The following is a 21,019-nucleotide window of genomic DNA, read 5'->3' as shown; positions in this document are numbered from 1 at the left end:
ATGGGGTGTTTTTTATCGGTTAGAGTGTTACCTAAATTGTTACCTGTTTTCGGCATTCATAAAAACACGCCGGATATAGCCATAACTATACCCCAAATACTCTGCCGCCTCTTTCTGCGTCATGCCGTATACGTTCACCAGAAACAATACTTTCTCTGCTAAGCTTTCAAAACGGTCAACACAGTCTTTAAGCTCTTGTCTCAGGGCGTCCATCCTGTCGGTAACACGCTGATATTCCTCAAAAATATCGATCGCCGCCCGGCGATGGTTCCCGTGAATATTGTCTGCATCTGTATAGCTTGTCTCTGATTTCACACTCTCCGGGCCTTGGTATTTCAAAATGTCCAGACGAACTTTGTTCAATCGTTCCAACTCCGTTTTAATCTCGGTTGGATTCATGGGCACCCTCCATTCTCATTCTGGCTATAAATTGCCCGTAAGTTAAGCCGTGTTTTCTGGCGGCATCCTCAATCTCCTGTATGGCCATCCGCTTTTCTCTTGGTTTTGCTGCTTCCAGCTTTTGGCGCTCTCGGGCCAGATGATAACACGCGGGCCCACAGTAGCGCTGGTTCCCAGCTTTGGGATCAAAGAGACCCCCGCAGCCTTCACAGCGCTTTGGCTTCATTGTTGGCATCTTCTTCCTCCTGCTTATATTCTTCAATCCGTGCTTTCAGAGCGTTCAGTAAGGCATCCTGTGTGGCTTCCTTCCCCTGCAGCGCTTCCATGACCTGCTCGTCCATGCCGCCCTGGGTGACCAGGTGCTGGACGATGACGGTCTCGGTTTGGCCCTGACGGTGCAGTCTTGCGTTGGCCTGCTGGTACAGTTCCAAGGACCAGTTAAGCCCGAACCACACGACGATGTGCCCGCCGTCCTGAAGGTTTAATCCATAGGCGGCGCTGGCTGGGTGAGCCAGCAGAATGTCCAGCTTACCGGTGTTCCATGCTTCGATGTCTTCCGGGGTTTTCAATTCCCCGATTCTCAGTTTCATCCGGGACAGGGCTTTCTTGATCCGGTCCCGGTCATGCTGGAAGTTATAAAACACCAGCAAGCTGTTTCCCTGGGCCGTGTCCACAATCTCTTTCAGTGCCTCCAGCTTCTCGTCGTGCAGCGCGTAGACGGCTTTGTTTTCGTCATAGATAGCTCCGTTGCACAGCTGCAGCAGCTTGTTGCTTAAGACCGCTGCGGTGCTGGCGTCGATGGTGGCCTCATCCACCTGCAGCAGCATGTTTTTTTCCATCTCGCGGTACTGCGCGGCGGCTTTTGGACTCAGGTGGACCGGGATCACGTTGTCAATGCGTTTGGGCAAGGTCAGGTAATCCCGGGCTGAAAGACTGATGCAGATGTCGGAGATAGCCGCCTTGATGTTGCCTTCAGACCCGTCTTTTGGCTTGTAGGTGTAAATCCGGTCCACACCCCGCTGGTCGGGGTTAAAATACCGGTCGCGGTAGGCGGTGACGGTTTTCCCTAATCGCTGCCCCTGATCCAACAGATACACTTGGCTCCAGAGGTCCAGTAAACCGTTGGGCGCCGGGGTGCCCGTGAGGCCGTACAGGCGCTTGATGTGCGGCAGCATCAGCTTCAGGGCTTTGAACCGCTTGGCGCTGGGGTTCTTAAAGCTTGACAGTTCATCAATGATCACACAGTCAAAGGGCCAGTCGTTGCGGTAATAGTCCACCAGCCACTGCACATTTTCGCGGTTGATCACCCAGATGTCCCCCGGTGTGTTCAGTGCCCGGATGCGCTTGTTTTTGGCTCCTAAGACAGCGTTAATCCGCAGCAGGTGTAAGTGGTCCCATTTTGAACTTTCTCTTGTCCAGGTGTCCTCTGCGACTTTTTTCGGGGCAATGACCAGGGTTCTTGAAATGGCAAAGCGGTTGAACCGCAAATCGTTGACGGCGGTCAGGGCGATGACGGTCTTGCCCAGTCAAAGCCCCATGTCTAAGAGTAATCCTAGATGGTCCTCAAAAATCATGCGGTTGATACAATAGCGCTGATAATCATGTGGGATAAATTTCATGGGTTCATCACCTCCTTACTTTTCTTGCCTTCGTTCATAGGGCACCATGCAGCCCCCACCGGTAGATTGGCCACAGCCCTGACTGGGTGTCTTCCAGAACGTATGGTATTCTGGCGCAAGAGTCCAGCAGATACACCCTGCACCCTAAAGCCGTTAGCCGATTCATCTGCAGCATCTGGTTTTTGGTCGGCTTCTTTCCGGGCTGTTTTAACTCGATAAAACCGATTTTTCCTTCGGGGAATACGACTAACCTGTCGGGCACCCCGGCATTCCCCGGCGATGTAAATTTATAAGCCCGGCCGCCCTGTTGTTTGACGGCGTCTCTCAGCTTTGCTTCCAGTTCCTTTTCTAGCAACTTTGATCACTCCTCCATAATTTTTTAAATCCTATCGGACAACATTCGCAACGTTCTCCTATATACGTTATGTGAATATAAGGCGTATAAGGCTTTACGTGTCCCCTACGCCTTATATATTCTTATTTATATATATATTTATATATAAATGTTGACATTGTTGTCATAAGGCTTAAAGCCTTATAGAATCAGGGATTACGTGTAAACATTCTATGTCAACTTTTCCTATTTTCATTGTTGTCATTGTTGACAGCGTCTGTTGACAATTCTCTGCGTATGTACCCCCTTTGTTGACCGTAAGACGGACCAAAACGTCGATTTGATTTACACTTTTCAAATTCACTTATATTTGCAAGAATCGCATTTAAGCTCACGGCGTCACTTCTTCGCATTGTCCCGGGCGGATTATTAAAGCACTCGCTCCACACCTCTACAGCACAAATTCGGTCGCGTTCCACAAGCTTTTCTTCTGCAGCTTTTGACCACTCAGTCGCCCAATAGGTACGTCTTGCCGACAGATCCATCTTTTGCCAGTCTAACGGCACTTTACGGAACACAAATTCCGTCACAATCCCTTCTTTAGGATCAACTTCCCGGTGCTCTTCCTGGGCGATTTTTGCTTGTTTCTCAGCCTCACCGACAAGGAATAGCGATTCACCAATGACATAGCGTACATACGCTTCTGCCCAAATCTGATCGACTTCATTTTCCAGGTCTCTAAAAACACTCTTTGTCGGTTTACCCTTCCCCAGATCCACCGGCCAGAACCGGCGCCCGCCCGTTTGATCGCGTAAAAAGGTGGCATCGTTGGTTGTACCGAAGAACACACAGCTTCTGGGGAAGGCGGCGGTTCTTCGTTCATAGGGCACACGGTACACATCTTCCAGCTTTGACAAAAACTGCTTGACGGCATTCATCTCGGACCGGTTAAACCCTGCCAGCTCACCCACCTCAATGATCCAGTAACCCTGTACCAGTTCAGAGGCTTCCTTACCATCAAAAGTGGTTAAACTATCTGAAAACCACTCTTTCCCTAATATTCTTAAGAAAGTACTTTTCCCGATACCCTGTGCGCCAGATAAAATCAGCATCGTGTCAAATTTAGTGCCTGGTGCCATTGCGCGGGCTACTGCGGCCACTAAGGCCTTACGCATAGCCTCTCTTGTATAAACTCTGTCTTCCGCACCGAAATAATCAATTAACAGAGTATCAATTCTAGGGACACCGTCCCATCTCAAAGCGGACAAATACTCTTTAATTTTATGCCGGCTGTGTTTCTTTGCATAAAGTGCCATGGCGTCATATATCCTTTCTTTTCCTGTAATTTTATAAACGGTCTCCATGTACCACCGCAGTCCGGCGTCGTCCACGTTCTCCCAGGGGCGTTCGCCTTTATATGCGTTCCCATTCTCCCAAGGGAAAACACCGCAGACCACAGGCCGGTTGCTGAATTCATCATGGTAAAAGCGATCCCGTATTAAAGGGTCATGCTCTAAGACCGTCAGAATGTTCTCAATGGTTTTTAAATATTGGCCATTTTCATTAAATTTTAGCAGCCCCATCCATGCGGTTGGGTCTTCCACGGCATCCGTTACCTCAATGCCGTCAAATTCAGTCACTGCCTGCTCATAGCGTTCAGTTGACAATAAGGCTTTAACCTCCGGGTCTTCCACGCAGAAACTGCGCATTTCCCGGTAACTGGGCAGGCTGGCCACTGGGGTCTCAGGTTTGGCGTCCTCGTCCAGATGACCGAACTTGTGCAGCCTTATCAAGTCGAAGGCGTTGCAGAGCAGGCCGCTGATCGGGTCGGTAGCGTGGTGGGAGAAAATGAAGTTTCCTCCGTCGTAGAGCACGGCCCCGCCCACGGTGGAGCCCTCCGCGTAGCTGTAACGCCCTGGGGTGTCACAGGGGTTGTAGGCGTCTGGAATAAACTTCGCGATGGCGCCCGGCACATCGTATGTCCGGCAAAACGCGCCCACGACGCCCTTTTTATCCAGGGGATTCCCCTGACGTTTGGCGGCGGTCTGTCGTACTTTGGCCGCGCCGGGCACTTCGGGCCATTCGGCCACGTCCTGCCAGTTGGTGTACTGGGCAAGCACCCCTTCTCCGGAGAGAAAAGGCTTGTCTTCATAGGCAAAAACATACTGCCGTGACATGTCCGCGCTGATGCTGGGCCAGTACATGAGCCGGCTGGCCTCAAAGGTTGACGGGTCCATCATGGCCATGCCGATGTAGCTGGCAACTTTCCGCGCGATGGGCTCGTACTGTTCGGCCGTGCAGGGCTTGTCCAAGGGGATCACAATGCGCAGTCTTGGCGCGGCTTCCTCGTGCTTTCGCGTGGAATACACCACGTAGGCGCAGCCCAAAGCCGATACCGCCTGTAAAACCGCCTGGGTGCCTCCAGACGGGACGGAATCCGCGTCCAGGGTAATCAGGGACCGGTCGATGACTTTGTCGTTTTTACGGCGGTTTTCGGCCAGTCTTCCGCCAACAAAGCCCCCGACGTCCTTGAGGTCGTCCTGCTGCTTTTTGGGCAGGCGCTTGTAGGCCGCAAAGTTCTCGGAGGTGATGATGGGGCTTGATACTTTCTGTATAAAATCGGCCCAGTACAGTTCCTGGGGGTACCAGAAGACCGCATGCCTCCCGGACCCAGTGGAGATGGTTAACTTGATGTTGTTTTGCATAAGGGCCTCCTAATCTTTCTTGTAGTAGTCGGATGTGAACCCATCGGCGTTTAAGGGCAGGTCAGGTGCCCAGGCCGGGGGCTCGCACATGATTTTGATGGCGTTGTCCAGGTTATAGACAGGGTCATTCTTTGGAATTTCCAGCACAACCTCGTCATGGATATGAAAGCAGATTTTGTAACCTGCGCAGTGCAGCTTGTACATGGCTTCTGCCAGGCAGTCCCGGGCGACGGCCTGTACAATATTTTCCACCAGTTTGCCGCCATAGGTCGGCACGTATTCCCATTTCTTAGTGGTCTGGTTTAAGCCTTCAAACTGGACCTGCTTTCGGCCCATATCTCCGGGGACAATGACCGGATTGGTGTAAAAAAGCTGTCTGCCTGAGGGTAAGGTGATCAACAGATAATGCGTGTCTCGGCTGATGGTGATTCCATGTTGCAGCAAACAGGGTTCCCCGAACTCCACGCATCCCAGTGCGGCGTTCTCAACGGTATACCAGAAATCTACAATCCGGCGGTTGGCATCCCGCCAGCGTCTCACAATGTCGGGGAGCTCTTCTTCATCCAGGCCCATCTTAAGGGCGCCCATCTGGATCAGCGCGCCTTTTGACCCCTGATAGCCTAACGCCAGTTCAGCGATCTTCCCTTTCTGCCTCAGCGCGTACTCCGGGTTTCCTTTCTTGATTTTTTCGAGAGGAACACCAAACATGGCACTGGCGGAGGCTTCGTATATTTTCCCATGGGTGCGGAACACGTCCATACGCCACTGCTCCCCGGAGAGCCAGGCGATCACTCTGGCCTCAATAGCTGAATAATCCGCGATGGCAAACTGGCAGCCCTCGCTGGGCACAAACGCGGTGCGGATCAGCTGGCTGACCGTATCGGGTACGTTGCCGTAAATGACTTTGAGCATGTCGACGTTTTGGGTTTTAACCAGGTCGCGTGCAACGTCCAGCGTTTCCAGGTAGTTCCTCGGAAGATTGTGCACTTGAATTAAGCGCCCGGCCCATCGGCCGGTTTTTGCACCGTAGAACTGTAGCAACCCCCGGACACGGTTGTCAAAGCATACGGCGTTGTGCATGGCACGGTATTTCTTAATGCTGGTCTTTGCCAGTTCCTGGCGAATACAGAGCACTTTAGCCGCCTCAGGATGTCCTTCGGCTTCCATGGCTTCGATCAGGTCCGGAAGGTCGGCCTTGTTCAGGCTTGGCACGGGCTTTCCGGTTTCCTGTTCCAGCCAGTTTTTAAGCTGTGCCGGACTGTTCGGATTGTCAAGACCGGTCAATTCTCTCAACGCATTCACCAACTCAGCGGTCATAATATCGTCGATGGCCATCGCGCCGTTCACCAGACCGGTGTCGATCTGAACACCCCTGCTGTTAATGGCCTGATCCATGATCCAGTAGCGCTGCTCCTGTTCAGGCAGGGGGTACTTGTCCAGACGTTCTTTGATAGCTTTTTCCACCACCACGTCCTGGCGGCAGTATTCAATAAAAAGCTTCCATTGTTCCGGTTCATGTTTTGGTAAAGTGCGTGTATAAGGCTTGTTTTTAGTCGGTTTTCTGGGAACACAGAATTTCTTAATCAGGGCCTTTCCCGCTGTGTCTTTTTTCTTATCCTCTGGAAAGCCCATCACTCGGGCGACCAGCCCCAGACCGGCAGGATACCCGGCATACAGACCATGCACCATAGTGCACTCCCACTGCTCCAGCGGGCTCACGAAAAACTTGTTGATGCAGTACCACTCAAAGGCCGCATTGTAGGCGGTCTTTTTCACGTTTGGATCCTGAAGGGCCCAGAGTACACGCTGCGGCAGGGTTCGCCCTTTCTGGGTTAAATCCACCACCTCCACAGGTTCATCGTCAAAGCTGTAAGCAAAGAGCAGAATCTCAAAGTCCGGGGACTGCACGTATTTGTACAGCCCTGCCTTGGTTAAATCTACACTGGAGTAAGTTTCGATATCAATGCTGAGGTTCTTTGCCATCTGGGTGCCCCCGTTTCTTCTTTGTCGTTTGGTTTTTGTGTTTTCGTTTCTCTTCCCGCTCTAAATGCTCGATGGCATCGCCGCAGGTTGGGTCGGGATAACCAGACCCGTTGTATCGGTGTTCATTATATTTATTTTTACTCATCGAGAGATACCTTCTGTATTTTGACTTCCTCAATCCATCTTACTGCAGAGTACGGCAATTTCTCGAATTCAAAGTAATCATTTAGGATTGTCTCTAATTGGTATTGCGCTTCGTCGATTTCGGAATGACCACAATCATCCTCCCAATCATCGTAACTGGCATAGCATTTCTTGGTAATGTCTCCGCCGCTTTTTAACGTTTCCTGGATGTTATCCCATTCGATTCCCGCAATCCAATCTAAAGGATAAGATTTTGTGTTAAAATTCATTTTTTCGATCTCCTTTGCTAAAAACGGCCCCACTCTGGGGGCCGTGAATGCTCAGATGCCCATGACCGCCGGCGGGATCGGCTGGCCGGTAATCGGGTCAATCTGCTGGGGTGCTGCGGGCTGTGCCGGGGTCTGACCGTACTGGGGCTGTACCAGGGCAGGCTGTTGCTGTTGCGGATATCCCGGCGTAACTGCTGGTGCCGTGGGCTGCTGCGCATAAGGATTCTGCATGGCCGCGGTGTATCCGGGCTGTGTTACAACCCCAGGAGCTGCGGGTTGTCCTTGTACAGGGACCGTGACACCGGCAAAGGCGTCTTCAACGCTGGTTCTTGCGCCCGCGAAGGCTTCGCCGTCTCGTGTTTTCCAGACGTGCTGCAGGTAGCAGCCGACACCCTTTTTTCCGCTGGCGTTGTAGGCGGTGAAGTTGACAAATACGTAGCCATAGCAGCCGGAGTAGACTTCACTCTGATCCATTGCAGGGTGACGGTCAGGGCCTGCGACGACGCCAGGCGCCCCGAACTCTGGCTTACAGGATGCGGTCATTACATAGTGCCCTTTACACTCTTCGCCATAAGGTTCCCCGGTCTGCTTTGTGCCGTCGCCGTCGTGCATTGGAGACGCGACAAAGCCGGGCATTGTGCCGCCGAACTTCTTTGCGACCCCCTCCTGTTTGGCCTGTTCAATAGCGGTCTGAATCTGCTGCACCAGCTGCGTGTTGCTCTTAGGGATCAGCAAGGTCACGGAGTATTTTGGCTCTCCACCGTTGGCCGCATAAGGCGCAAACACGTTGACATAACTCATTCTAATTTCACCAATCAATAATTCACTCATTTTATTTATTCCTCCTAAAGTTTATAATTTCGACAGTCTATAATTTCTAACCCAACGATGTAATCGCCAAAGCAATCACACGTATCTTTCACAAGGAGCTCGTCGCCCTGATCGTTTTTTAAGCTCATTTCAAAATAGTATTGGCCTTCGCTGTCCGGGTCTTCAAACTCTTTAAAATCACAGTCGTTCCGTACGGGGCTAATCGAATCGCACTCAGGGTCGAGGTGCTTCAGTGCGTCATAGCCTGAAATGTTGCCCCGAATTTGAATTACCAGCGATCCTTTGTATTCCTCACATTGCAAGGTGGTTTTTATGTCATACTCCCGCGCTTTCCAATGGTGTGCGTCGTATTTTTCCATTTCATCCTCCTAGATTTGAATATCTTTGAATACTTCTGCCGCGCTCTGACGCTTGAACGGCTCCCGTTTGTCGTCTTCGGGCACCAGTGTTGGTTTTCCCTGGGGTTTTACCACGTCGGCGGCTAACAGGCTGTCGAACTGGTTTTTGCCTAAGAGCTTCTCAACACCGGTCAGGGTCAGGGGGACGCGTTCATAGAGCAGGGATTCGTCAAAGCCGGCTTCCTTAATCTTCTGGAATGCGACATCGAGGTTCTTAAAGCTGCGTGTGCTGCGTCCTTCGACCACTTTGAAACCGGGAATCGTCAGGCCTTCTAAAGCTTTGGTCAGAGCATATTCTTTCAGCTTCTTGTGGTAACTGACCACGCCCTCCAGCTTTTCGAGCATCTGAGCCATCTCTGCGGCGTTCATGGTCTGCGGGTCTTTAATCTCTTCTTCTTTGACGTCGTACTGCCCGGCGTAGGCTTTGCAGACAGGCTTGACGGGGCAAAACTGGCAGTGTTTACCCGGGAAGCACTCCCCGCCGCCGGCATAGGCTTTTTCGGCCAGGGGTTTGACCACTTCATTCCCCCACTGGCACAGGGCGGCCACGTCGGTGTCCCATTTCACGATGTTGTCCATGCGGGGCTGCACAATGCAGAGGGTCACGGTCTGGATGGGGTAGATGAAACCATAATCGGCCAGCGCGCCCAGGGCGTAAAGCTTCAGCTGGCTGTTGTCCTCGGCATCGACCTTGATGTTTTTGCCATACTTAAAGTCAATGACCCACAGGTGATTCCCGTGGATGACAATACAGTCCGCGGTGCCAAAGCCTTCGGGGGCGTAAGCGCTGTAATTAACCCGCTTTTCCACTTCCACAAAGGGCGCGGTTGTCTGCGCGTAGGTGATGCTGTTCACAAACTCCAGATACTGGTCGGTGTAGCGCTGCATTTCGGGGTTATACTGGTCGTGATCTTTGGTCAGCTTGTTCATGCGCCTTGTGAAGGTTGCTTTACCCATGGGATCGGTGTACTGCTTTCTCAGCTTCAGCTCGGCGATGGCGTGGGCCAGGGTGCCTTCTCTGGCCGAATCACCTGCCAGGTCCGGCATCCCTTCGGATAACCGGACCGAGGCCGGGCAGTTCATCCACCGCTCCGCGCTGCTGGCGGACAGCAGGGCATGGGCCGGGGTTCCTTTCTTTGAACTCATATCTGCGCCCCCATTTCACGCAGTTTTACGGCCAGGGCGCCGTACTGTTCTTTGGGTAGTTCGACTAAACTGCTGACGCCAAAGCCCTGGATTAACGCCATGATCTCCGGCTGTTTGCCCTGGCTGACCAGGCCGGCCATGGCCACGCTGATCTGATCCTGGGTGTACTCCTGGGTCACGGCAGTGGTCGGCAGAGGTTGTGCCGCCGGCGCTGGTTGCTGTACTGGGGCGGGTTGAGCTGGCGGCGGGGTCACCGGGGTCTGCTGAACGGGTGCCGGCTGCGGAGCTACGGGGGCCGCCGGAGCGGGCTGTGCGGTTGTCTGCACAGGTGACACGGTTGGCGCCTGTCCTGTCGGGGCAGGCTGCTGGGCCGGCTGGTGCATCTGCTGCACGTCAATCGGATGCAGCCCGGAGTTATCAATATAGGCCGGCTGGTGCTCCGGCGCGTTTACCATGTGCAGGGTGTGTGTTGCGTAATCTCTGATTTCCTCGTGGCTATCGAATACAAATTTCATTGTTTATCTCCCTTCGATTAAATCTAAATTTTTTAAATAACATTTTCCAGAGGCGTCTGGGTTTCGTTTTGAATAATACTCCAAGTGGACGCCTTCTCGGTTGATGACTTCTTTTGTGATGACGATTTTACGGCTCTTCTTGAATTTCTCATAATCCGTTTTATAAACGCTTATACTGCCTCCGCTGTCGTCATTGCACGGTAATAAAAGGGTGTTACGTTTGTACATAGGCTTTATCCTTTCTGAGGGCTGCCTTTACAGCCCTCCTGAATTCTGATATAATCTAATTGTTAAATTTTGCATTTTCCTCCGTCTCTCGTGCGTCAACACGATCGGAGGATTTTTCTTTTACTGGGCATTCTTCACGGGCACTTGTCCATTGCTTTGTATATTCTTTCGTCATTTTTACTGGATCACCAATAATCCGTTCAATTTCGCGCTCAATGTGCAGCCCATAAGCAACACCCGCATCAAAAGCATCGGTTAAACTGGCGCTGTGTGCATCTCTTATCGTGTCTACTAAACTTTTTTGACTTCCGCTGCTTTCTACTTCGATACTGTCTAGCAGTTCGTAGAAATAAGCATCTGAATCACTGGTTTCCTGAAGTGCATTCAGCACATTGCCCCGCGTTTTTAAATCTGCTAACGCTCTGAATATCTCAATATTTAATTTCATGTTTCTAATCCTCCTCTTTTGGGCTTTTTATTTCTGTAGTCATTCTGTCAGAAAGTTCCCTGAGCGCTTCGCAAGTCTCACCCATATAATCAGATAAAACATCTACAAAAGCGCTGATGCGGTCATATTGATACAGTATTTTTTTTGCTTATCCTCATCTTTTGTGAAATTGAAGTATTCTCCGATTTCCTTTTGGATAAAAATGGATTTATCCTGCAATACGCGGATGTCCTCGACATCGTCTCTGAGATCAAATAGTAACCCCATATTTTAATCCTCCTAAAATTTTTCTACAATCTTTGTAATCAAGTAAAATAGCACGGGCCCCATAATCATGAATGGTAAGCCAGCAGTTGCTAAGTCCATCATGAAGCCTCCTCTCCTTCGTTCTCTTCTTTTCCCATGTACTCTTCAAACTTCTTAGGTGAAATATGATAAGAATACTCTCCATTTTCCTTTTGCTGTACAGCGTATCCAAATTTCAATATCCCTCGCTGTAGGCCAACACGTATAAACTGTTCGGCTACTCCCATGCGTTGAGCGGCTTCTTTGACTGTTATTTTTCTTTTTACTGGCAAATCACTCACCTCCCATACCGCATTCCTTAAAGAGTTTCATAGCGGTTTTAAACCCTATCTCAAAGCCCATGTACTCACAGCAGGACCCATAACTTGCAAGAATGTCCATTATGCTGTCCCACCGTCTACTCTTGCCTAGATTCTCAATGATTCCAGCATCCACCAGATAGGAGTGAAGTTCTTCTAAATATGCATCGCTGAACGATTCTCCTTCTAGTTTTGTACTATCGTTGTCTGATAAATCGTAAAGACCGTGTAAAGTAGGATTTCTTTCCCAGTATTTTACTTCTTGCTTTTCACCCATTGTCTTAGCCCTCCTATGCCGGCAACGGCCCTTTGTGCAACACGTTATGGCCTTCACGTTCCAGCTGCTTAATTCTTTTAAGAACCTCTGCTTCCGTTTCTCCGGTTACGGCACAAACATCGTCAACGGTAAACAGCTCATTCCCTCCGAACTGACTGGATAAGGCTAAGCGGGCCCCGATAATTGCCGACTTGAGTGAAATGCCCTGCTTTAATCCACTATTGATGATTTCTTTGAGCTGCTTTTTACTGACTCCGTACTTGCCGTATTTTTTATACAACTGCTCAATGGCTTTTTCTTTTTTATTTGCCATAACTACATCACCAATTTTTTTGCTAAGCGAGTAATCGCCATTTCCGCATCAATGCAGTCACATAGATTCACAATTACATCGCTCCCGTACACGACGCTATATTCTTTCACGATTTTTCTTAGTTTTTTTAACTTCTTAATGCTTATGCTGCATTTAAGTTTAATTTCGGATGCTTTAACGAAAAATTCTTCAAACGACCGACACTGGTTCAATTGATACTTAATTTCTTTTGTTTTCATTTTATTTTTCTCCTTCTTCTTTGTAATATTCTTTTAAAAGCTCCACAGCTTTTTCATTCCACAAGGGGCGATAATCAGTGTGTGAACTACCATTATTATGTGACGCAGTGAAAGGCATCATCTCACCATATTCTTTTCCTGCCTCTGTGATAACCCAGTCTTTTTCTTTTACCTGTAATCCCAACGTTTTTAAGGTCTTATTGATGGCTCTTGGTGAAACAGGGCTGTCTGGTCGGACTCTTTTTCCTAAATCTGTTGCATTATACATGCCTGTTGGGTGATCTGCTGCTGGTAACAGCTTTTCATAGGCCAGAAGATTGCAGCCACTTTCCTTTTCAGCTTCATCGATGGCCACGCTGTATGCAATGCCTGGATCAAGGCCAACTTTCTCAATCATGATTTCTACGATATTCATATGCTGTTTTACGGCAAGGTCTTTTGGTTTAAGACGCGGGCGTTTTGGTTTTGGCTGAGTGGCCTGTTCTTTAAATCTAAAGTAGTTGTTCACCAAAGAGCGATGAACAGCCCAGGCACGATCATCATTTAACGATTTTGACAGCATCATGTAACCGGATTCTGTGACGAGAACCAAGCCATTAGGAGCCATTACCCCAAACTCATTTTTCGCTTCGTCCGTTTTTCGGACGAAGTAATCCTCTCCCTCAACAAAACGTTTTTTATTATCATTAAATCTTTTTCTTGCCGTGCCTTCCGGTCTCTCATGAGCCGCATCGATGTCTTTAAAAGTGACAACACGCTGCCCATTGAATTCTTTAATTTGCAAATCGGTCCCTTCAATATTTACGGTTAATTCTTGCATTTTTGTTTTCCTTTCTAAATTTGAGTTTCTTTTTGTTTCGCTAAAAATGTGATATACTTTCCTTATCGGTATGCCTTTACCGAAATCTAGGAAAGGAGTACCTATTATGAACGCAGATTCCTATAACGATTTAACCCCCGAAGAACAAGCTGAATTAAGAGCATATATCGCAGATACGTTCCACCCTGTTCAAAACTACAACACTGAGTGCTCTGCTTATGGATTGAAGCAGCGCTTTACACGCCTGCACCATCTAGATCATCACGTTACCAGCCAATGTTTTATGGAAGCGATGGTTGAGATGGGCTACAAAGCTAAACCGATGGGGAAAAATCCCGAGAACTGGCATTTCAATATCGGGAAAGTCGACTACAGAGACTAATCAAAAACCCAATTTTTAAAAGATTCAACCTGGCCTCGGAGCGTCTCCAACAGTTCTGGGACTGGCCTTTTTTCACTGTCTTTAACTTTTAGAAAAAGGCCAGTCATCTCTGGTCTAAATTCAGGACCATCCGCTTCGGGATGCAAGCCCGGCTCATCTGCTTTAATTCCAGCCTCTTTTAAAAACTGTGTGATTGTAGATTTACCTAGTCCTCGCCCATAGAAGTAAACGGGAAATCCCGATCGTAGAGCAGCTCTTAAAACTTTCTGTTGCTTTTCTGTAAGCAGATCGTTTAGAAAATCGCGCCAATCTTTTTTCATTTTAGTTTCACCTCCTTTTTTACGCTTAAAGCGTCTTTTAAATCAAAAAAATAACATCGTCATACCGCACTTGATAAACCTCTTCTATTTTTTTAATGGCAAGAGCATCTGGGTAGGACTTTCCCCTTTCCCAGTTACTGATAGTGTCTTCAGACACACCAATTAATACAGCAGCCTGTTTTTGTGTAAGATTTCTATTGCTGCGAGCCGCTTTTAGGCTGATCTTCATTTTTATCACCTCCTCAACACATCTTTAGTATGGTTAAATTGTATCACGCTTTAAGCGTATTGTAAATAAAAAAGCGTAATTTTTTCACTTTTTTCTTGCAAAAAATACGTTTATAGCGTATAATAAGGCTAAATATAAATAAGTAGGTGTTTTTCATGAGTGATATAGGAAATAAAGAAATTTTTTCAGGAAACCTTAAGTTTTATATGCAGAAATTCGATAAAACACGCAATGATGTCTGCGATGATCTCGGTTTTAAATACACAACGTTCTCTGATTGGGTTAATGGAAAAAAATACCCACGAATAGACAAAATAGAAATGCTGGCTAACTATTTTGGTGTAGAAAAATCTGATTTAATTGAAGATAAACCCAAAACGCCCACCAAAACCTCTGACTTAACCGAAAAGGACGAAAAAGACATCGCCAAAACAATGAAAAAGCTAAAAAACCAACTTATGACTGAAACAGATTTAATGTTTGATGGCGAGGCCATGGATCCCGCAACTATAGAATTACTCCTTCAGGAGATAGAACAACAGGAGAGGATTGTAAAGGCTGTAAATAAAAAATACATCCCTAAAAAATATAGGTGATCGTTATGTGCCGTGAAAAAGATGTCGTCGACAGGCTCGTGGAGAAATACAAGACCTGCGATCCTTTTGAACTCTGTGATTATATGAATATCGAAGTACGCTATACCGATATTGGAGAGTATCGGGGGATGTATCGCTATTCTAAAAGAAATCAATTTATTACTATTAACACATCCGTTCCGGATGACCTTCTTAAAATTGTGTGTGGACATGAAATAGGCCATGCCCTTCTCCACAGAGGTATGAACCGCATTTTTATGGACACCACCTTTTTCGTCCCATCAAAATACGAACGCCAGGCGGATCGAGTTTCCGCTTATCTTGCACTAGCGAACTGGGATAAACGGGATTTGTACGGGTTATCGATCGATGAAATCTATGGTCTTACAGATATTCCGGTTGAGTATCTGTGGCTAGTCATCGGTAAATAAAAAAAAACGCCCCCGTGCTACCAACACAGAGGCGATGACATAGATTCCCGGGATGATCCGGTACACTAAGTCACTCAACAAACTTATTGTACCACATTATCCCGGTATTTTCCATATACCGGGCATTTTTATGCCCAAAATTCTTAAATATTAGGAGGTACAATATGAGACTGCCCAACGGTTTTGGAACCGTGTACAAGATGAAAGGAAGCCGTCGGAGGCCGTGGATCGCAAGAAAGACTTTAGGATTCACTAATACCGGGAAACAAAAGTGGTTTACCATCGGCACCTATGAGACAAAGAAAGAGGCGATGTGTGCGTTGGTCAAATTTAATGAAAATCCTTATGATGTGAAACAGAACAAATTAACCTTTGAAGACCTTTATAACCGCTTTAAAACTGAAAGTGTAGATAAGCTTTCCAAGAGCGCACAAAACGGATATAACGCCGCATTTAAGCACTGCTCTCCTATCCATAAGAAAATTTTTGCTGAGCTTAAGGCCAGTGACCTTCAGAGGATTGTGGATACGTGTGACAGATCCTACGAAACTAAACGGAAGATAAAGGTTTTATTAAAAGGTGTCTATAAGTATGCGATGAAGAATGACATCGTTGCAAAAGATTATTCAGAGTTTATCGAGCTTGGGAAACGCGAAACGACCATCGAGCGCAAGCCATTTACCGACGCAGAGATCAAACGGCTCTTTGACGTTGAACCTGAAATTTCAATGGTTGATACAATCTTAATTTTAATCTACACCGGTTTTCGGATTAGTGAGCTGCTGGATATAAAAACCGAAAACGTGAACCTGGAGGGCGGCACGCTCACTGGTGGGCTAAAAACAGAGGCCGGTAAAAACAGAATCGTGCCGATCAGTCACAAGATCCTGCCTCTGATTGAAAAACGCTATAACCCAGATAATAAGTTTCTAATCACCAACCGACTGGGCCGACAAATGAAATACAGTAACTATGTCCGCGAATATTTTGAACCAATCATGGAGCAATTAGACATGGATCATAAAACACACGACTGTCGGCATACGTGGTTCACACTGATGGATAAAGCCGGAGCGAACAAAGTTGCGATTAAAAAAATCGGAGGTCACGCCTCCTACCAAACCTCTGAGAAAGTCTATACACACAAAGATATTGAAGACCTTAAAGAAGCCATTGAGCTTTTATAGTTTGCTGGTTATTTGCTAGTTGTTTGCTGGTTATAATACGAATTTTTGCCGTTTTATACCGAAGCATAACATAAGAAAAACCCCGGAAATAAGCCATTCCGGGGTTTTGTGATTTCGGTATAATTATCTCTTGGAGAACTGTGGTGCACGACGTGCTTTTTTGAGACCGTATTTCTTTCTTTCAGTCATTCTTGGGTCACGGGTTAAGTAACCGGCTTTTTTCAGTTCTGGTCTTAAGTTGGCATCGGCTTCGAGTAAAGCTCTTGCGATACCGTGACGGATTGCACCAGCCTGGCCGGTGAAGCCGCCGCCGTATACGTTGACGATCACGTCAAAAGTATCGGTGGTTCCTGTTAAGGTTAATGGCTGTTTTGCGATCACTTTTAAAGTTTCCATACCGAAGTATTCATCGATATCACGGCCATTGATGACGAATTTGCCTTCGCCTGGTAATAAACGAACTCTGGCGACAGAGGTTTTTCTTCTACCTGTTCCAAAATATTGTACTTTTGCCATTCTATTTTTTCTCCCTTCTTAGCATTAAATTTCTAAAGCTTCTGGTTGCTGTGCAGCATGCGGATGTTCATTGCCTGCATAAACCTTTAATTTGGTCATGATCTGGCTGCCCAGTTTGTTGTGGGGAACCATGCCTTTAACAGCTTTGGTAACCAGTAATTCTGGTTTGTCTGCTAAGAATTTTCTGTATGTTACTTCCTTTAATCCACCTGGATGTCCGGAATAGGTTTTGTATAATTTCTGATCTAATTTGTTACCGGTTAATACAATCTTGTCGGCATTGATAATAATCACAAAGTCACCGCAGTCTACGTGTGGTGCAAAATATGGTTTGTTCTTTCCTCTTAAAATGTTGGCTACTTCTGTTGCTAAACGGCCTAATACTTTTCCTTCGGCGTCAACAACGTACCATTTACGCTCTATTTCATGAGATTTTGGCATTTTTGTTGCGTTTGAATTCATCTCAAGCTCCTCCTTCATTCTTCTAAAAAACTCGGTTATTCTGGGTTTAATCTATAGTGTCTTTCCGGTAAAAGTGGGGGTTACCGGAACACGTTCATCAATGTATCGGGGCTAGTGATACAATAACGTCCACGCTATATTCTATTACATCTCACCTGGTGTGTCAATTCTTTTTTGCTTAATTTTCAGGCTTTTTTGATGTTTTTTCAATACAGCACTTCCCGCAGAAAAAGGCCCTGGGGCGGGGCGGTCATACCAGCCTGTTTTCGGTCACAGGAGGCGATGATTCCCGGCAGCGCTTCTGCCTTTATCCTGCCCATTCCAATTTCCGCCAGGGTTCCGGTCATGATCCGGACCATATTATAGAGAAAGCCATTGCCCGTATAAGTTATGCGCAGCAGTGCCCCTTCCTGCTCAAAGGTAATGGCCCGGATGGTGCGGACGGTCCCTCTGACGCTGCTGCCGGCAGCCATAAAGCCGCGGAAGTCGTGCTCCCCCAAAAAGGCCGCTGACGCTGCTTTCATTCTGGAAACATCCACAGGGTAATTAACATGCCAGCTGTATTCGGCGTAAAATGGGCTCGAAACCGGGTTTAAATAGAACTGGTAGGTATAAACCTTGCCTTTCGCCGAATAACGGCTGTGAAAGCCTTCTGTGGCCTCACAGCTTGACAGCACACGGATGTCCCCGGGCAGCCTGGTGTTAAGGGCGGCTGCAAAGCGTTCGGGCGGTACCCGGCTCTCGGTGTGGAAGTTTGCGCTTTGCCCAAGGGCGTGGACGCCCGCGTCGGTACGGCCGGAGCCGTAAAGGGTGACGGTCTCACCAGTCACAGCCTTGATGGCGCCTGTCAGGACTTCCTCGACGGTGGGGGCATTTGGCTGGCGCTGCCATCCGGCGTAGTGAGTGCCTTTGTAGGCGATGATCATCTGGATATTTTTCATGGTATCATTCCTTAAATAAATCGGGACCGGCAGATTTTACCGGTCCTGGATGTTTCTATGATCACGCTGGAAAAATCAGCGGTATTGTAATCAACCGCGACAGGATAAAGACCGCAATCATGACGAACATCATGGCGAACGCAAAACCGTCGCGCTTTGCGAATTTCAGCTGGTTCATGCGGGTGCGGTTTTCGCCGCCCCGGTAGCACCGCGCTTCCATGGCGGTCGCCAGCTCATCGGCCCGCCTGAAGGCGCTGATGAACAGCGGTACCAGTATGGGGATCAGGGCTTTGGCCCTTGAAATGATATTGCCAGTCTCAAAGTTGGCGCCTCTGGCCTTCTGTGCTTTCATGATCCGGTCCGTTTCTTCCATCAGGGTCGGGATAAACCGAAGGGCGATGGACATCATCATGGCCAGCTCATGGGCATATCGGCGCACAAAAGGAATACCCTTCATGCAGAACTCCATGCCGTCGGTCAGGTCAATGGGTGAGGTGGTCAGGGTCATGATGCTGGTGCCCACGACCAGGAAAATCAGACGCATGGCCATAAAGACGGCGACCTTTACCCCTTCCATGGTAATATGCAGCGGTCCAAGGCTGGCGATTTCAGTCCCCGGCGTCATAAACAGGTTGAGAATGACGGTCAGCAGGATGATAAAAATCAGCCCTTTAACGCCACGCACTATGTAGGACAGGGGAATCCGGGAGGCAATGATGACGCCGACCAGCAGCGCGAAGGCTGCGATATAGCCCCACAGGTTGTTGACGACAAAGAGCATGACAATGTATGCAAAGGTAAAAATGATCTTGGTCCGGGGGTCGAGCCGGTGGATGATGGAATCGGTGGGATAGTACTGTCCGATGGTGATATCTTTAAACATCGCTTTCCCTCCTCACTACCCGCTCGATCTCCTGCCTTGCAGCTTCGACGGTAAAGATATCCTCACGGATATCCGGATATTTTTTCTTAAGCTCACGCATGAGGTAGGTAACTTCAGGCACTGCCAGCCCGATGGACTCGAGGGTGTCGATCTGTGTGAAAACCCTGGCCGGGGTGTCGAAAAAGACGACCTCTCCGGCGTGCATGACGATGATTTTATCCACCAGCTTGCCAACGTCCTCCATGCTGTGGGACACGAGGATAACGGTGATTTTCTTTTTCTCATGCAGGGTTTTGATCTGGTTTAAAATCTCGTCCCGTCCGCTGGGGTCCAGGCCTGCGGTGGGCTCGTCCAGGATGAGTACGTCAGGATCCATGGCCAGGACACCGGCGATGGCGACCCGCCGCATCTGCCCGCCGGACAGCTCAAAGGGGGATTTATCCTTGACTTTTTCATAGTTCAGCCCGACCATTTTGATGGCGTGCTTCACGCGCCGGCTGATCTCTGCTTCGTCGAGCCCCAGGTTTTTGGGGCCGAAGGACACGTCCTTTTCAACGGTCTCCTCAAACAGCTGGTGTTCGGGATACTGGAAAACCAGCCCGATTTTATGGCGGATCTGGATCAGGGCTTCCTTTTTCTCGGTAAAGATGTCTGCCCCGTTAAACAGGACGGTGCCGCCGGTGGGCTGAAGCAGCCCGTTGAGGTGCTGGATCAGGGTGGATTTTCCAGAGCCGGTATGGCCGATGAGTCCCACAAACTGGCCGTCCTCAATGTTCAGGTTGATGTCTTTCAGTGCCTTAAACTCAAAGGGGGAGCCCTCGGAATAGGTATGATCTAAATGTCGTATTTCTAGTGGCATAGGGCATTCACCATTTCTTCGATATGAAGGATATCATCGGGAATATTGAAGCCGGACTGGCGTAAATCATGGGCTAGCTCGGTCATCTGCGGGACATCAAGCCCGATTTCTTTCAGCTTGTCCACCTGCCGGAAGATTTCTTTGGGTCTGCCCTGCATGACGATTTTTCCTTTATCGAGTACAATGATCCGGTCTGCGTCAATGAGCTCATTCATGTAATGGGTAATGTGCAGCACAGTCATTTTCTTTTCTTCGTTCAGCTTTTTGATGGTCCGCATAACTTCTTTTCGACCAGATGGGTCGAGCATGGCGGTAGGCTCATCAAAAATAATACAGTCGGGTTCCATTGCCAGTATGCCGGCAATGGCGATCCGCTGTTTCTGGCCGCCGGACAGCTGATGGGGTTTCTGCCTGCGGTAGGCTTCCATGGCGACGGTGCCGAGTGCCTCGTCCACGCGCCTGCGGATTTCCTCCGGCGGTATACCCAGGTTTTCCGGTCCAAAGGCCACATCTTCTTCCACGATGGTGGCAACCAGCTGGTTATCGGGATTTTGGAAAACCATGCCCGCGGTCTGGCGGATATCCCAAAGGTGTTCGGGATCTTTGGTGTTCATTCCATTCACGACGACGTCGCCGTCTGTGGGCTGAATGATGGCGTTGAGGAGCTTTGACAGGGTGGACTTACCGGAGCCGTTATGGCCGATAATGCCCACGAACTCCCCGCGTTCTATACTGAAATCGACGCCTTGCAGCGCGATGGTGTTTTCATTTTCATTGGTTCTGGGGTATTCATAGAACAGGTTTTTAACCTCGATAATTTTTTCCATGAGCTTCTCTTTCTGTTTAATGCAGGGCACGCTCTGTGCTCCCACTTAATTTTCAATGGCATTTTGAAATTTCGGACTAAATCGTCAAAAGGGATTAAACCTTGCGCAAGGCT

The 21,019-nt window shown here is 48.5% G+C and carries 31 protein-coding genes and 1 pseudogene; 4 read left to right on the top strand and 28 right to left on the bottom strand.

What is annotated here, in order from left to right:
- Positions 1–39 precede the first annotated feature (39 nt).
- From FYJ53_RS02295 to FYJ53_RS02200, 20 genes and pseudogenes are all read right to left on the bottom strand, one after another.
- Complete coding sequence (locus FYJ53_RS02295) at positions 40–399, bottom strand: hypothetical protein (protein ID WP_154556929.1); 360 nt, start codon at positions 397–399, stop codon at positions 40–42.
- Positions 380–634: a hypothetical protein gene (locus FYJ53_RS02290; RefSeq protein WP_154556928.1), complete on the bottom strand. Its 255-nt coding sequence runs from the start codon at positions 632–634 to the stop codon at positions 380–382. The genes FYJ53_RS02295 and FYJ53_RS02290 overlap by 20 nt, the downstream gene beginning before the upstream one ends.
- Positions 606–2,018, bottom strand: a pseudogene (locus tag FYJ53_RS02285) (SNF2-related protein). The gene FYJ53_RS02290 and the pseudogene FYJ53_RS02285 overlap by 29 nt, the downstream one beginning before the upstream one ends.
- Before the next feature lie 34 nt (positions 2,019–2,052).
- The gene (locus FYJ53_RS02280; protein ID WP_154556927.1) at positions 2,053–2,373 is read right to left on the bottom strand and encodes a VRR-NUC domain-containing protein; all 321 of its coding nucleotides are present in this window, start codon (positions 2,371–2,373) and stop codon (positions 2,053–2,055) included.
- A 215-nt stretch (positions 2,374–2,588) separates the two neighbouring features.
- Positions 2,589–5,057 carry a virulence-associated E family protein gene (locus tag FYJ53_RS02275; RefSeq protein WP_154556926.1) on the bottom strand — a complete coding sequence of 823 codons (2,469 nt, stop codon included), beginning with the start codon at positions 5,055–5,057 and terminating at the stop codon, positions 2,589–2,591.
- Between the two features lie 9 nt (positions 5,058–5,066).
- On the bottom strand, positions 5,067–7,040 hold the full coding sequence (locus FYJ53_RS02270) for a DNA polymerase (RefSeq protein ID WP_154556925.1): 1,974 nt from the start codon (positions 7,038–7,040) through the stop codon (positions 5,067–5,069).
- Positions 7,018–7,185 (bottom strand): hypothetical protein, encoded by a 168-nt coding sequence (locus tag FYJ53_RS02265; RefSeq protein ID WP_154556924.1) that lies wholly within the window; start codon positions 7,183–7,185, stop codon positions 7,018–7,020. The genes FYJ53_RS02270 and FYJ53_RS02265 overlap by 23 nt, the downstream gene beginning before the upstream one ends.
- Entirely contained in the window at positions 7,178–7,453 is a 276-nt protein-coding gene (locus FYJ53_RS02260) for a hypothetical protein (protein WP_154556923.1), read from the bottom strand. Before FYJ53_RS02260 ends, FYJ53_RS02265 begins: the two co-directional genes overlap by 8 nt.
- A gap of 51 nt (positions 7,454–7,504) precedes the next feature.
- Positions 7,505–8,284, bottom strand: a complete 780-nt coding sequence (locus FYJ53_RS21380; RefSeq protein WP_154556922.1) for a DUF2815 family protein — start codon at positions 8,282–8,284, stop codon at positions 7,505–7,507.
- 14 nt (positions 8,285–8,298) lie between these two features.
- Entirely contained in the window at positions 8,299–8,643 is a 345-nt protein-coding gene (locus FYJ53_RS02250) for a DUF5406 family protein (protein ID WP_154556921.1), read from the bottom strand.
- 9 nt (positions 8,644–8,652) lie between these two features.
- Entirely contained in the window at positions 8,653–9,828 is a 1,176-nt protein-coding gene (locus tag FYJ53_RS02245; RefSeq protein ID WP_154556920.1) for a DUF2800 domain-containing protein, read from the bottom strand.
- Entirely contained in the window at positions 9,825–10,343 is a 519-nt protein-coding gene (locus FYJ53_RS02240) for a hypothetical protein (RefSeq protein ID WP_154556919.1), read from the bottom strand. Before FYJ53_RS02240 ends, FYJ53_RS02245 begins: the two co-directional genes overlap by 4 nt.
- A gap of 3 nt (positions 10,344–10,346) precedes the next feature.
- Positions 10,347–10,571 (bottom strand): hypothetical protein, encoded by a 225-nt coding sequence (locus tag FYJ53_RS02235; protein WP_073383610.1) that lies wholly within the window; start codon positions 10,569–10,571, stop codon positions 10,347–10,349.
- 55 nt (positions 10,572–10,626) lie between these two features.
- On the bottom strand, positions 10,627–11,019 hold the full coding sequence (locus FYJ53_RS02230) for a hypothetical protein (protein WP_154556918.1): 393 nt from the start codon (positions 11,017–11,019) through the stop codon (positions 10,627–10,629).
- Positions 11,020–11,121: 102 nt separating this feature from the next.
- Entirely contained in the window at positions 11,122–11,286 is a 165-nt protein-coding gene (locus FYJ53_RS02225) for a hypothetical protein (protein ID WP_154556917.1), read from the bottom strand.
- Positions 11,287–11,384: 98 nt separating this feature from the next.
- A complete protein-coding gene (locus FYJ53_RS02220; protein ID WP_073383617.1) occupies positions 11,385–11,597 on the bottom strand; it encodes a hypothetical protein in 213 nt (70 codons plus the stop codon).
- Position 11,598: 1 nt separating this feature from the next.
- Positions 11,599–11,901, bottom strand: coding sequence for a hypothetical protein (locus FYJ53_RS02215; RefSeq protein WP_154556916.1), 303 nt, complete (start codon positions 11,899–11,901; stop codon positions 11,599–11,601).
- A gap of 13 nt (positions 11,902–11,914) precedes the next feature.
- The gene (locus FYJ53_RS02210) at positions 11,915–12,214 is read right to left on the bottom strand and encodes a hypothetical protein (protein WP_154556915.1); all 300 of its coding nucleotides are present in this window, start codon (positions 12,212–12,214) and stop codon (positions 11,915–11,917) included.
- Between the two features lie 2 nt (positions 12,215–12,216).
- Complete coding sequence (locus FYJ53_RS02205; protein WP_154556914.1) at positions 12,217–12,453, bottom strand: hypothetical protein; 237 nt, start codon at positions 12,451–12,453, stop codon at positions 12,217–12,219.
- Position 12,454: 1 nt separating this feature from the next.
- Positions 12,455–13,273, bottom strand: coding sequence for an ORF6N domain-containing protein (locus FYJ53_RS02200; RefSeq protein ID WP_154556913.1), 819 nt, complete (start codon positions 13,271–13,273; stop codon positions 12,455–12,457).
- A gap of 106 nt (positions 13,274–13,379) precedes the next feature.
- On the opposite strand from FYJ53_RS02200, the gene FYJ53_RS02195 reads away from it, so the two are divergent.
- Entirely contained in the window at positions 13,380–13,655 is a 276-nt protein-coding gene (locus FYJ53_RS02195; RefSeq protein ID WP_154556912.1) for a hypothetical protein, read from the top strand.
- Here the strand turns inward: FYJ53_RS02195 and FYJ53_RS02190 are convergent.
- Positions 13,652–13,975: a hypothetical protein gene (locus FYJ53_RS02190; protein WP_154556911.1), complete on the bottom strand. Its 324-nt coding sequence runs from the start codon at positions 13,973–13,975 to the stop codon at positions 13,652–13,654. The genes FYJ53_RS02195 and FYJ53_RS02190 overlap by 4 nt on opposite strands.
- A gap of 37 nt (positions 13,976–14,012) precedes the next feature.
- On the bottom strand, positions 14,013–14,204 hold the full coding sequence (locus tag FYJ53_RS02185; RefSeq protein WP_154556910.1) for a helix-turn-helix transcriptional regulator: 192 nt from the start codon (positions 14,202–14,204) through the stop codon (positions 14,013–14,015).
- Positions 14,205–14,359: 155 nt separating this feature from the next.
- Between FYJ53_RS02185 and FYJ53_RS21305 the strand changes: the two genes are divergently transcribed.
- The 3 genes from FYJ53_RS21305 (at position 14,360) to FYJ53_RS02170 (ending at position 16,418) form a co-directional block, all read left to right on the top strand.
- On the top strand, positions 14,360–14,800 hold the full coding sequence (locus FYJ53_RS21305) for a helix-turn-helix transcriptional regulator (protein ID WP_207639448.1): 441 nt from the start codon (positions 14,360–14,362) through the stop codon (positions 14,798–14,800).
- 5 nt (positions 14,801–14,805) lie between these two features.
- Positions 14,806–15,231 (top strand): ImmA/IrrE family metallo-endopeptidase, encoded by a 426-nt coding sequence (locus tag FYJ53_RS02175; protein ID WP_154556909.1) that lies wholly within the window; start codon positions 14,806–14,808, stop codon positions 15,229–15,231.
- Positions 15,232–15,395: 164 nt separating this feature from the next.
- The gene (locus tag FYJ53_RS02170; protein WP_154556908.1) at positions 15,396–16,418 is read left to right on the top strand and encodes a site-specific integrase; all 1,023 of its coding nucleotides are present in this window, start codon (positions 15,396–15,398) and stop codon (positions 16,416–16,418) included.
- A 123-nt stretch (positions 16,419–16,541) separates the two neighbouring features.
- Here the strand turns inward: FYJ53_RS02170 and rpsI are convergent, their stop codons facing one another.
- The 6 genes from rpsI to FYJ53_RS02140 all read right to left on the bottom strand — a co-directional run bounded on the left by rpsI (position 16,542) and on the right by FYJ53_RS02140 (position 20,906).
- Positions 16,542–16,934, bottom strand: coding sequence for a 30S ribosomal protein S9 (gene rpsI, locus FYJ53_RS02165; RefSeq protein ID WP_013382250.1), 393 nt, complete (start codon positions 16,932–16,934; stop codon positions 16,542–16,544).
- A gap of 24 nt (positions 16,935–16,958) precedes the next feature.
- Positions 16,959–17,396 (bottom strand): 50S ribosomal protein L13, encoded by a 438-nt coding sequence (gene rplM / locus FYJ53_RS02160; protein ID WP_013382251.1) that lies wholly within the window; start codon positions 17,394–17,396, stop codon positions 16,959–16,961.
- Positions 17,397–17,602: 206 nt separating this feature from the next.
- Positions 17,603–18,337, bottom strand: a complete 735-nt coding sequence (truA, locus tag FYJ53_RS02155) for a tRNA pseudouridine(38-40) synthase TruA (RefSeq protein WP_148429183.1) — start codon at positions 18,335–18,337, stop codon at positions 17,603–17,605.
- A gap of 61 nt (positions 18,338–18,398) precedes the next feature.
- Positions 18,399–19,220 (bottom strand): energy-coupling factor transporter transmembrane protein EcfT, encoded by an 822-nt coding sequence (locus FYJ53_RS02150; RefSeq protein WP_013382253.1) that lies wholly within the window; start codon positions 19,218–19,220, stop codon positions 18,399–18,401.
- Positions 19,213–20,079: an energy-coupling factor transporter ATPase gene (locus tag FYJ53_RS02145; protein ID WP_013382254.1), complete on the bottom strand. Its 867-nt coding sequence runs from the start codon at positions 20,077–20,079 to the stop codon at positions 19,213–19,215. The genes FYJ53_RS02150 and FYJ53_RS02145 overlap by 8 nt, the downstream gene beginning before the upstream one ends.
- Positions 20,070–20,906, bottom strand: a complete 837-nt coding sequence (locus FYJ53_RS02140; RefSeq protein ID WP_041690453.1) for an energy-coupling factor transporter ATPase — start codon at positions 20,904–20,906, stop codon at positions 20,070–20,072. The genes FYJ53_RS02145 and FYJ53_RS02140 overlap by 10 nt, the downstream gene beginning before the upstream one ends.
- Positions 20,907–21,019 lie beyond the last annotated feature (113 nt).

The sequence above is a fragment of the Eubacterium sp. BL-380-WT-2B genome (assembly GCF_009696115.1).
GTDB classification, from domain to species: domain Bacteria; phylum Bacillota; class Clostridia; order Eubacteriales; family Eubacteriaceae; genus Eubacterium; species Eubacterium callanderi.
Note: the sequence above shows the minus strand (reverse complement) of the source record. Positions and strands in the feature narration are given on the sequence as shown.

Excerpts from the sequence above, each read along its gene's own strand:
- FYJ53_RS02290 (WP_154556928.1), bottom strand. The coding sequence starts at position 634 with ATGCCAACAATGAAGCCAAAGCGCTGTGAAGGCTGCGGGGGTCTCTTT.
- FYJ53_RS21305 (WP_207639448.1), top strand. The coding sequence starts at position 14,360 with ATGAGTGATATAGGAAATAAAGAAATTTTTTCAGGAAACCTTAAGTTT.
- FYJ53_RS02205 (WP_154556914.1), bottom strand. The coding sequence starts at position 12,453 with ATGAAAACAAAAGAAATTAAGTATCAATTGAACCAGTGTCGGTCGTTT.
- FYJ53_RS02210 (WP_154556915.1), bottom strand. The coding sequence starts at position 12,214 with ATGGCAAATAAAAAAGAAAAAGCCATTGAGCAGTTGTATAAAAAATAC.
- FYJ53_RS02275 (WP_154556926.1), bottom strand. The coding sequence starts at position 5,057 with ATGCAAAACAACATCAAGTTAACCATCTCCACTGGGTCCGGGAGGCAT.
- FYJ53_RS02240 (WP_154556919.1), bottom strand. The coding sequence starts at position 10,343 with ATGAAATTTGTATTCGATAGCCACGAGGAAATCAGAGATTACGCAACA.
- FYJ53_RS02235 (WP_073383610.1), bottom strand. The coding sequence starts at position 10,571 with ATGTACAAACGTAACACCCTTTTATTACCGTGCAATGACGACAGCGGA.
- FYJ53_RS02190 (WP_154556911.1), bottom strand. The coding sequence starts at position 13,975 with ATGAAAAAAGATTGGCGCGATTTTCTAAACGATCTGCTTACAGAAAAG.
- FYJ53_RS02170 (WP_154556908.1), top strand. The coding sequence starts at position 15,396 with ATGAGACTGCCCAACGGTTTTGGAACCGTGTACAAGATGAAAGGAAGC.
- FYJ53_RS02215 (WP_154556916.1), bottom strand. The coding sequence starts at position 11,901 with ATGGGTGAAAAGCAAGAAGTAAAATACTGGGAAAGAAATCCTACTTTA.
- FYJ53_RS02175 (WP_154556909.1), top strand. The coding sequence starts at position 14,806 with ATGTGCCGTGAAAAAGATGTCGTCGACAGGCTCGTGGAGAAATACAAG.
- FYJ53_RS02260 (WP_154556923.1), bottom strand. The coding sequence starts at position 7,453 with ATGAATTTTAACACAAAATCTTATCCTTTAGATTGGATTGCGGGAATC.
- FYJ53_RS02245 (WP_154556920.1), bottom strand. The coding sequence starts at position 9,828 with ATGAGTTCAAAGAAAGGAACCCCGGCCCATGCCCTGCTGTCCGCCAGC.
- FYJ53_RS02225 (WP_154556917.1), bottom strand. The coding sequence starts at position 11,286 with ATGGGGTTACTATTTGATCTCAGAGACGATGTCGAGGACATCCGCGTA.
- rplM (WP_013382251.1), bottom strand. The coding sequence starts at position 17,396 with ATGAATTCAAACGCAACAAAAATGCCAAAATCTCATGAAATAGAGCGT.
- FYJ53_RS21380 (WP_154556922.1), bottom strand. The coding sequence starts at position 8,284 with ATGAGTGAATTATTGATTGGTGAAATTAGAATGAGTTATGTCAACGTG.
- FYJ53_RS02195 (WP_154556912.1), top strand. The coding sequence starts at position 13,380 with ATGAACGCAGATTCCTATAACGATTTAACCCCCGAAGAACAAGCTGAA.
- FYJ53_RS02250 (WP_154556921.1), bottom strand. The coding sequence starts at position 8,643 with ATGGAAAAATACGACGCACACCATTGGAAAGCGCGGGAGTATGACATA.
- FYJ53_RS02140 (WP_041690453.1), bottom strand. The coding sequence starts at position 20,906 with ATGGAAAAAATTATCGAGGTTAAAAACCTGTTCTATGAATACCCCAGA.
- FYJ53_RS02185 (WP_154556910.1), bottom strand. The coding sequence starts at position 14,204 with ATGAAGATCAGCCTAAAAGCGGCTCGCAGCAATAGAAATCTTACACAA.
- FYJ53_RS02265 (WP_154556924.1), bottom strand. The coding sequence starts at position 7,185 with ATGAGTAAAAATAAATATAATGAACACCGATACAACGGGTCTGGTTAT.
- rpsI (WP_013382250.1), bottom strand. The coding sequence starts at position 16,934 with ATGGCAAAAGTACAATATTTTGGAACAGGTAGAAGAAAAACCTCTGTC.
- truA (WP_148429183.1), bottom strand. The coding sequence starts at position 18,337 with ATGAAAAATATCCAGATGATCATCGCCTACAAAGGCACTCACTACGCC.
- FYJ53_RS02145 (WP_013382254.1), bottom strand. The coding sequence starts at position 20,079 with ATGCCACTAGAAATACGACATTTAGATCATACCTATTCCGAGGGCTCC.
- FYJ53_RS02270 (WP_154556925.1), bottom strand. The coding sequence starts at position 7,040 with ATGGCAAAGAACCTCAGCATTGATATCGAAACTTACTCCAGTGTAGAT.
- FYJ53_RS02230 (WP_154556918.1), bottom strand. The coding sequence starts at position 11,019 with ATGAAATTAAATATTGAGATATTCAGAGCGTTAGCAGATTTAAAAACG.
- FYJ53_RS02295 (WP_154556929.1), bottom strand. The coding sequence starts at position 399 with ATGAATCCAACCGAGATTAAAACGGAGTTGGAACGATTGAACAAAGTT.
- FYJ53_RS02200 (WP_154556913.1), bottom strand. The coding sequence starts at position 13,273 with ATGCAAGAATTAACCGTAAATATTGAAGGGACCGATTTGCAAATTAAA.
- FYJ53_RS02150 (WP_013382253.1), bottom strand. The coding sequence starts at position 19,220 with ATGTTTAAAGATATCACCATCGGACAGTACTATCCCACCGATTCCATC.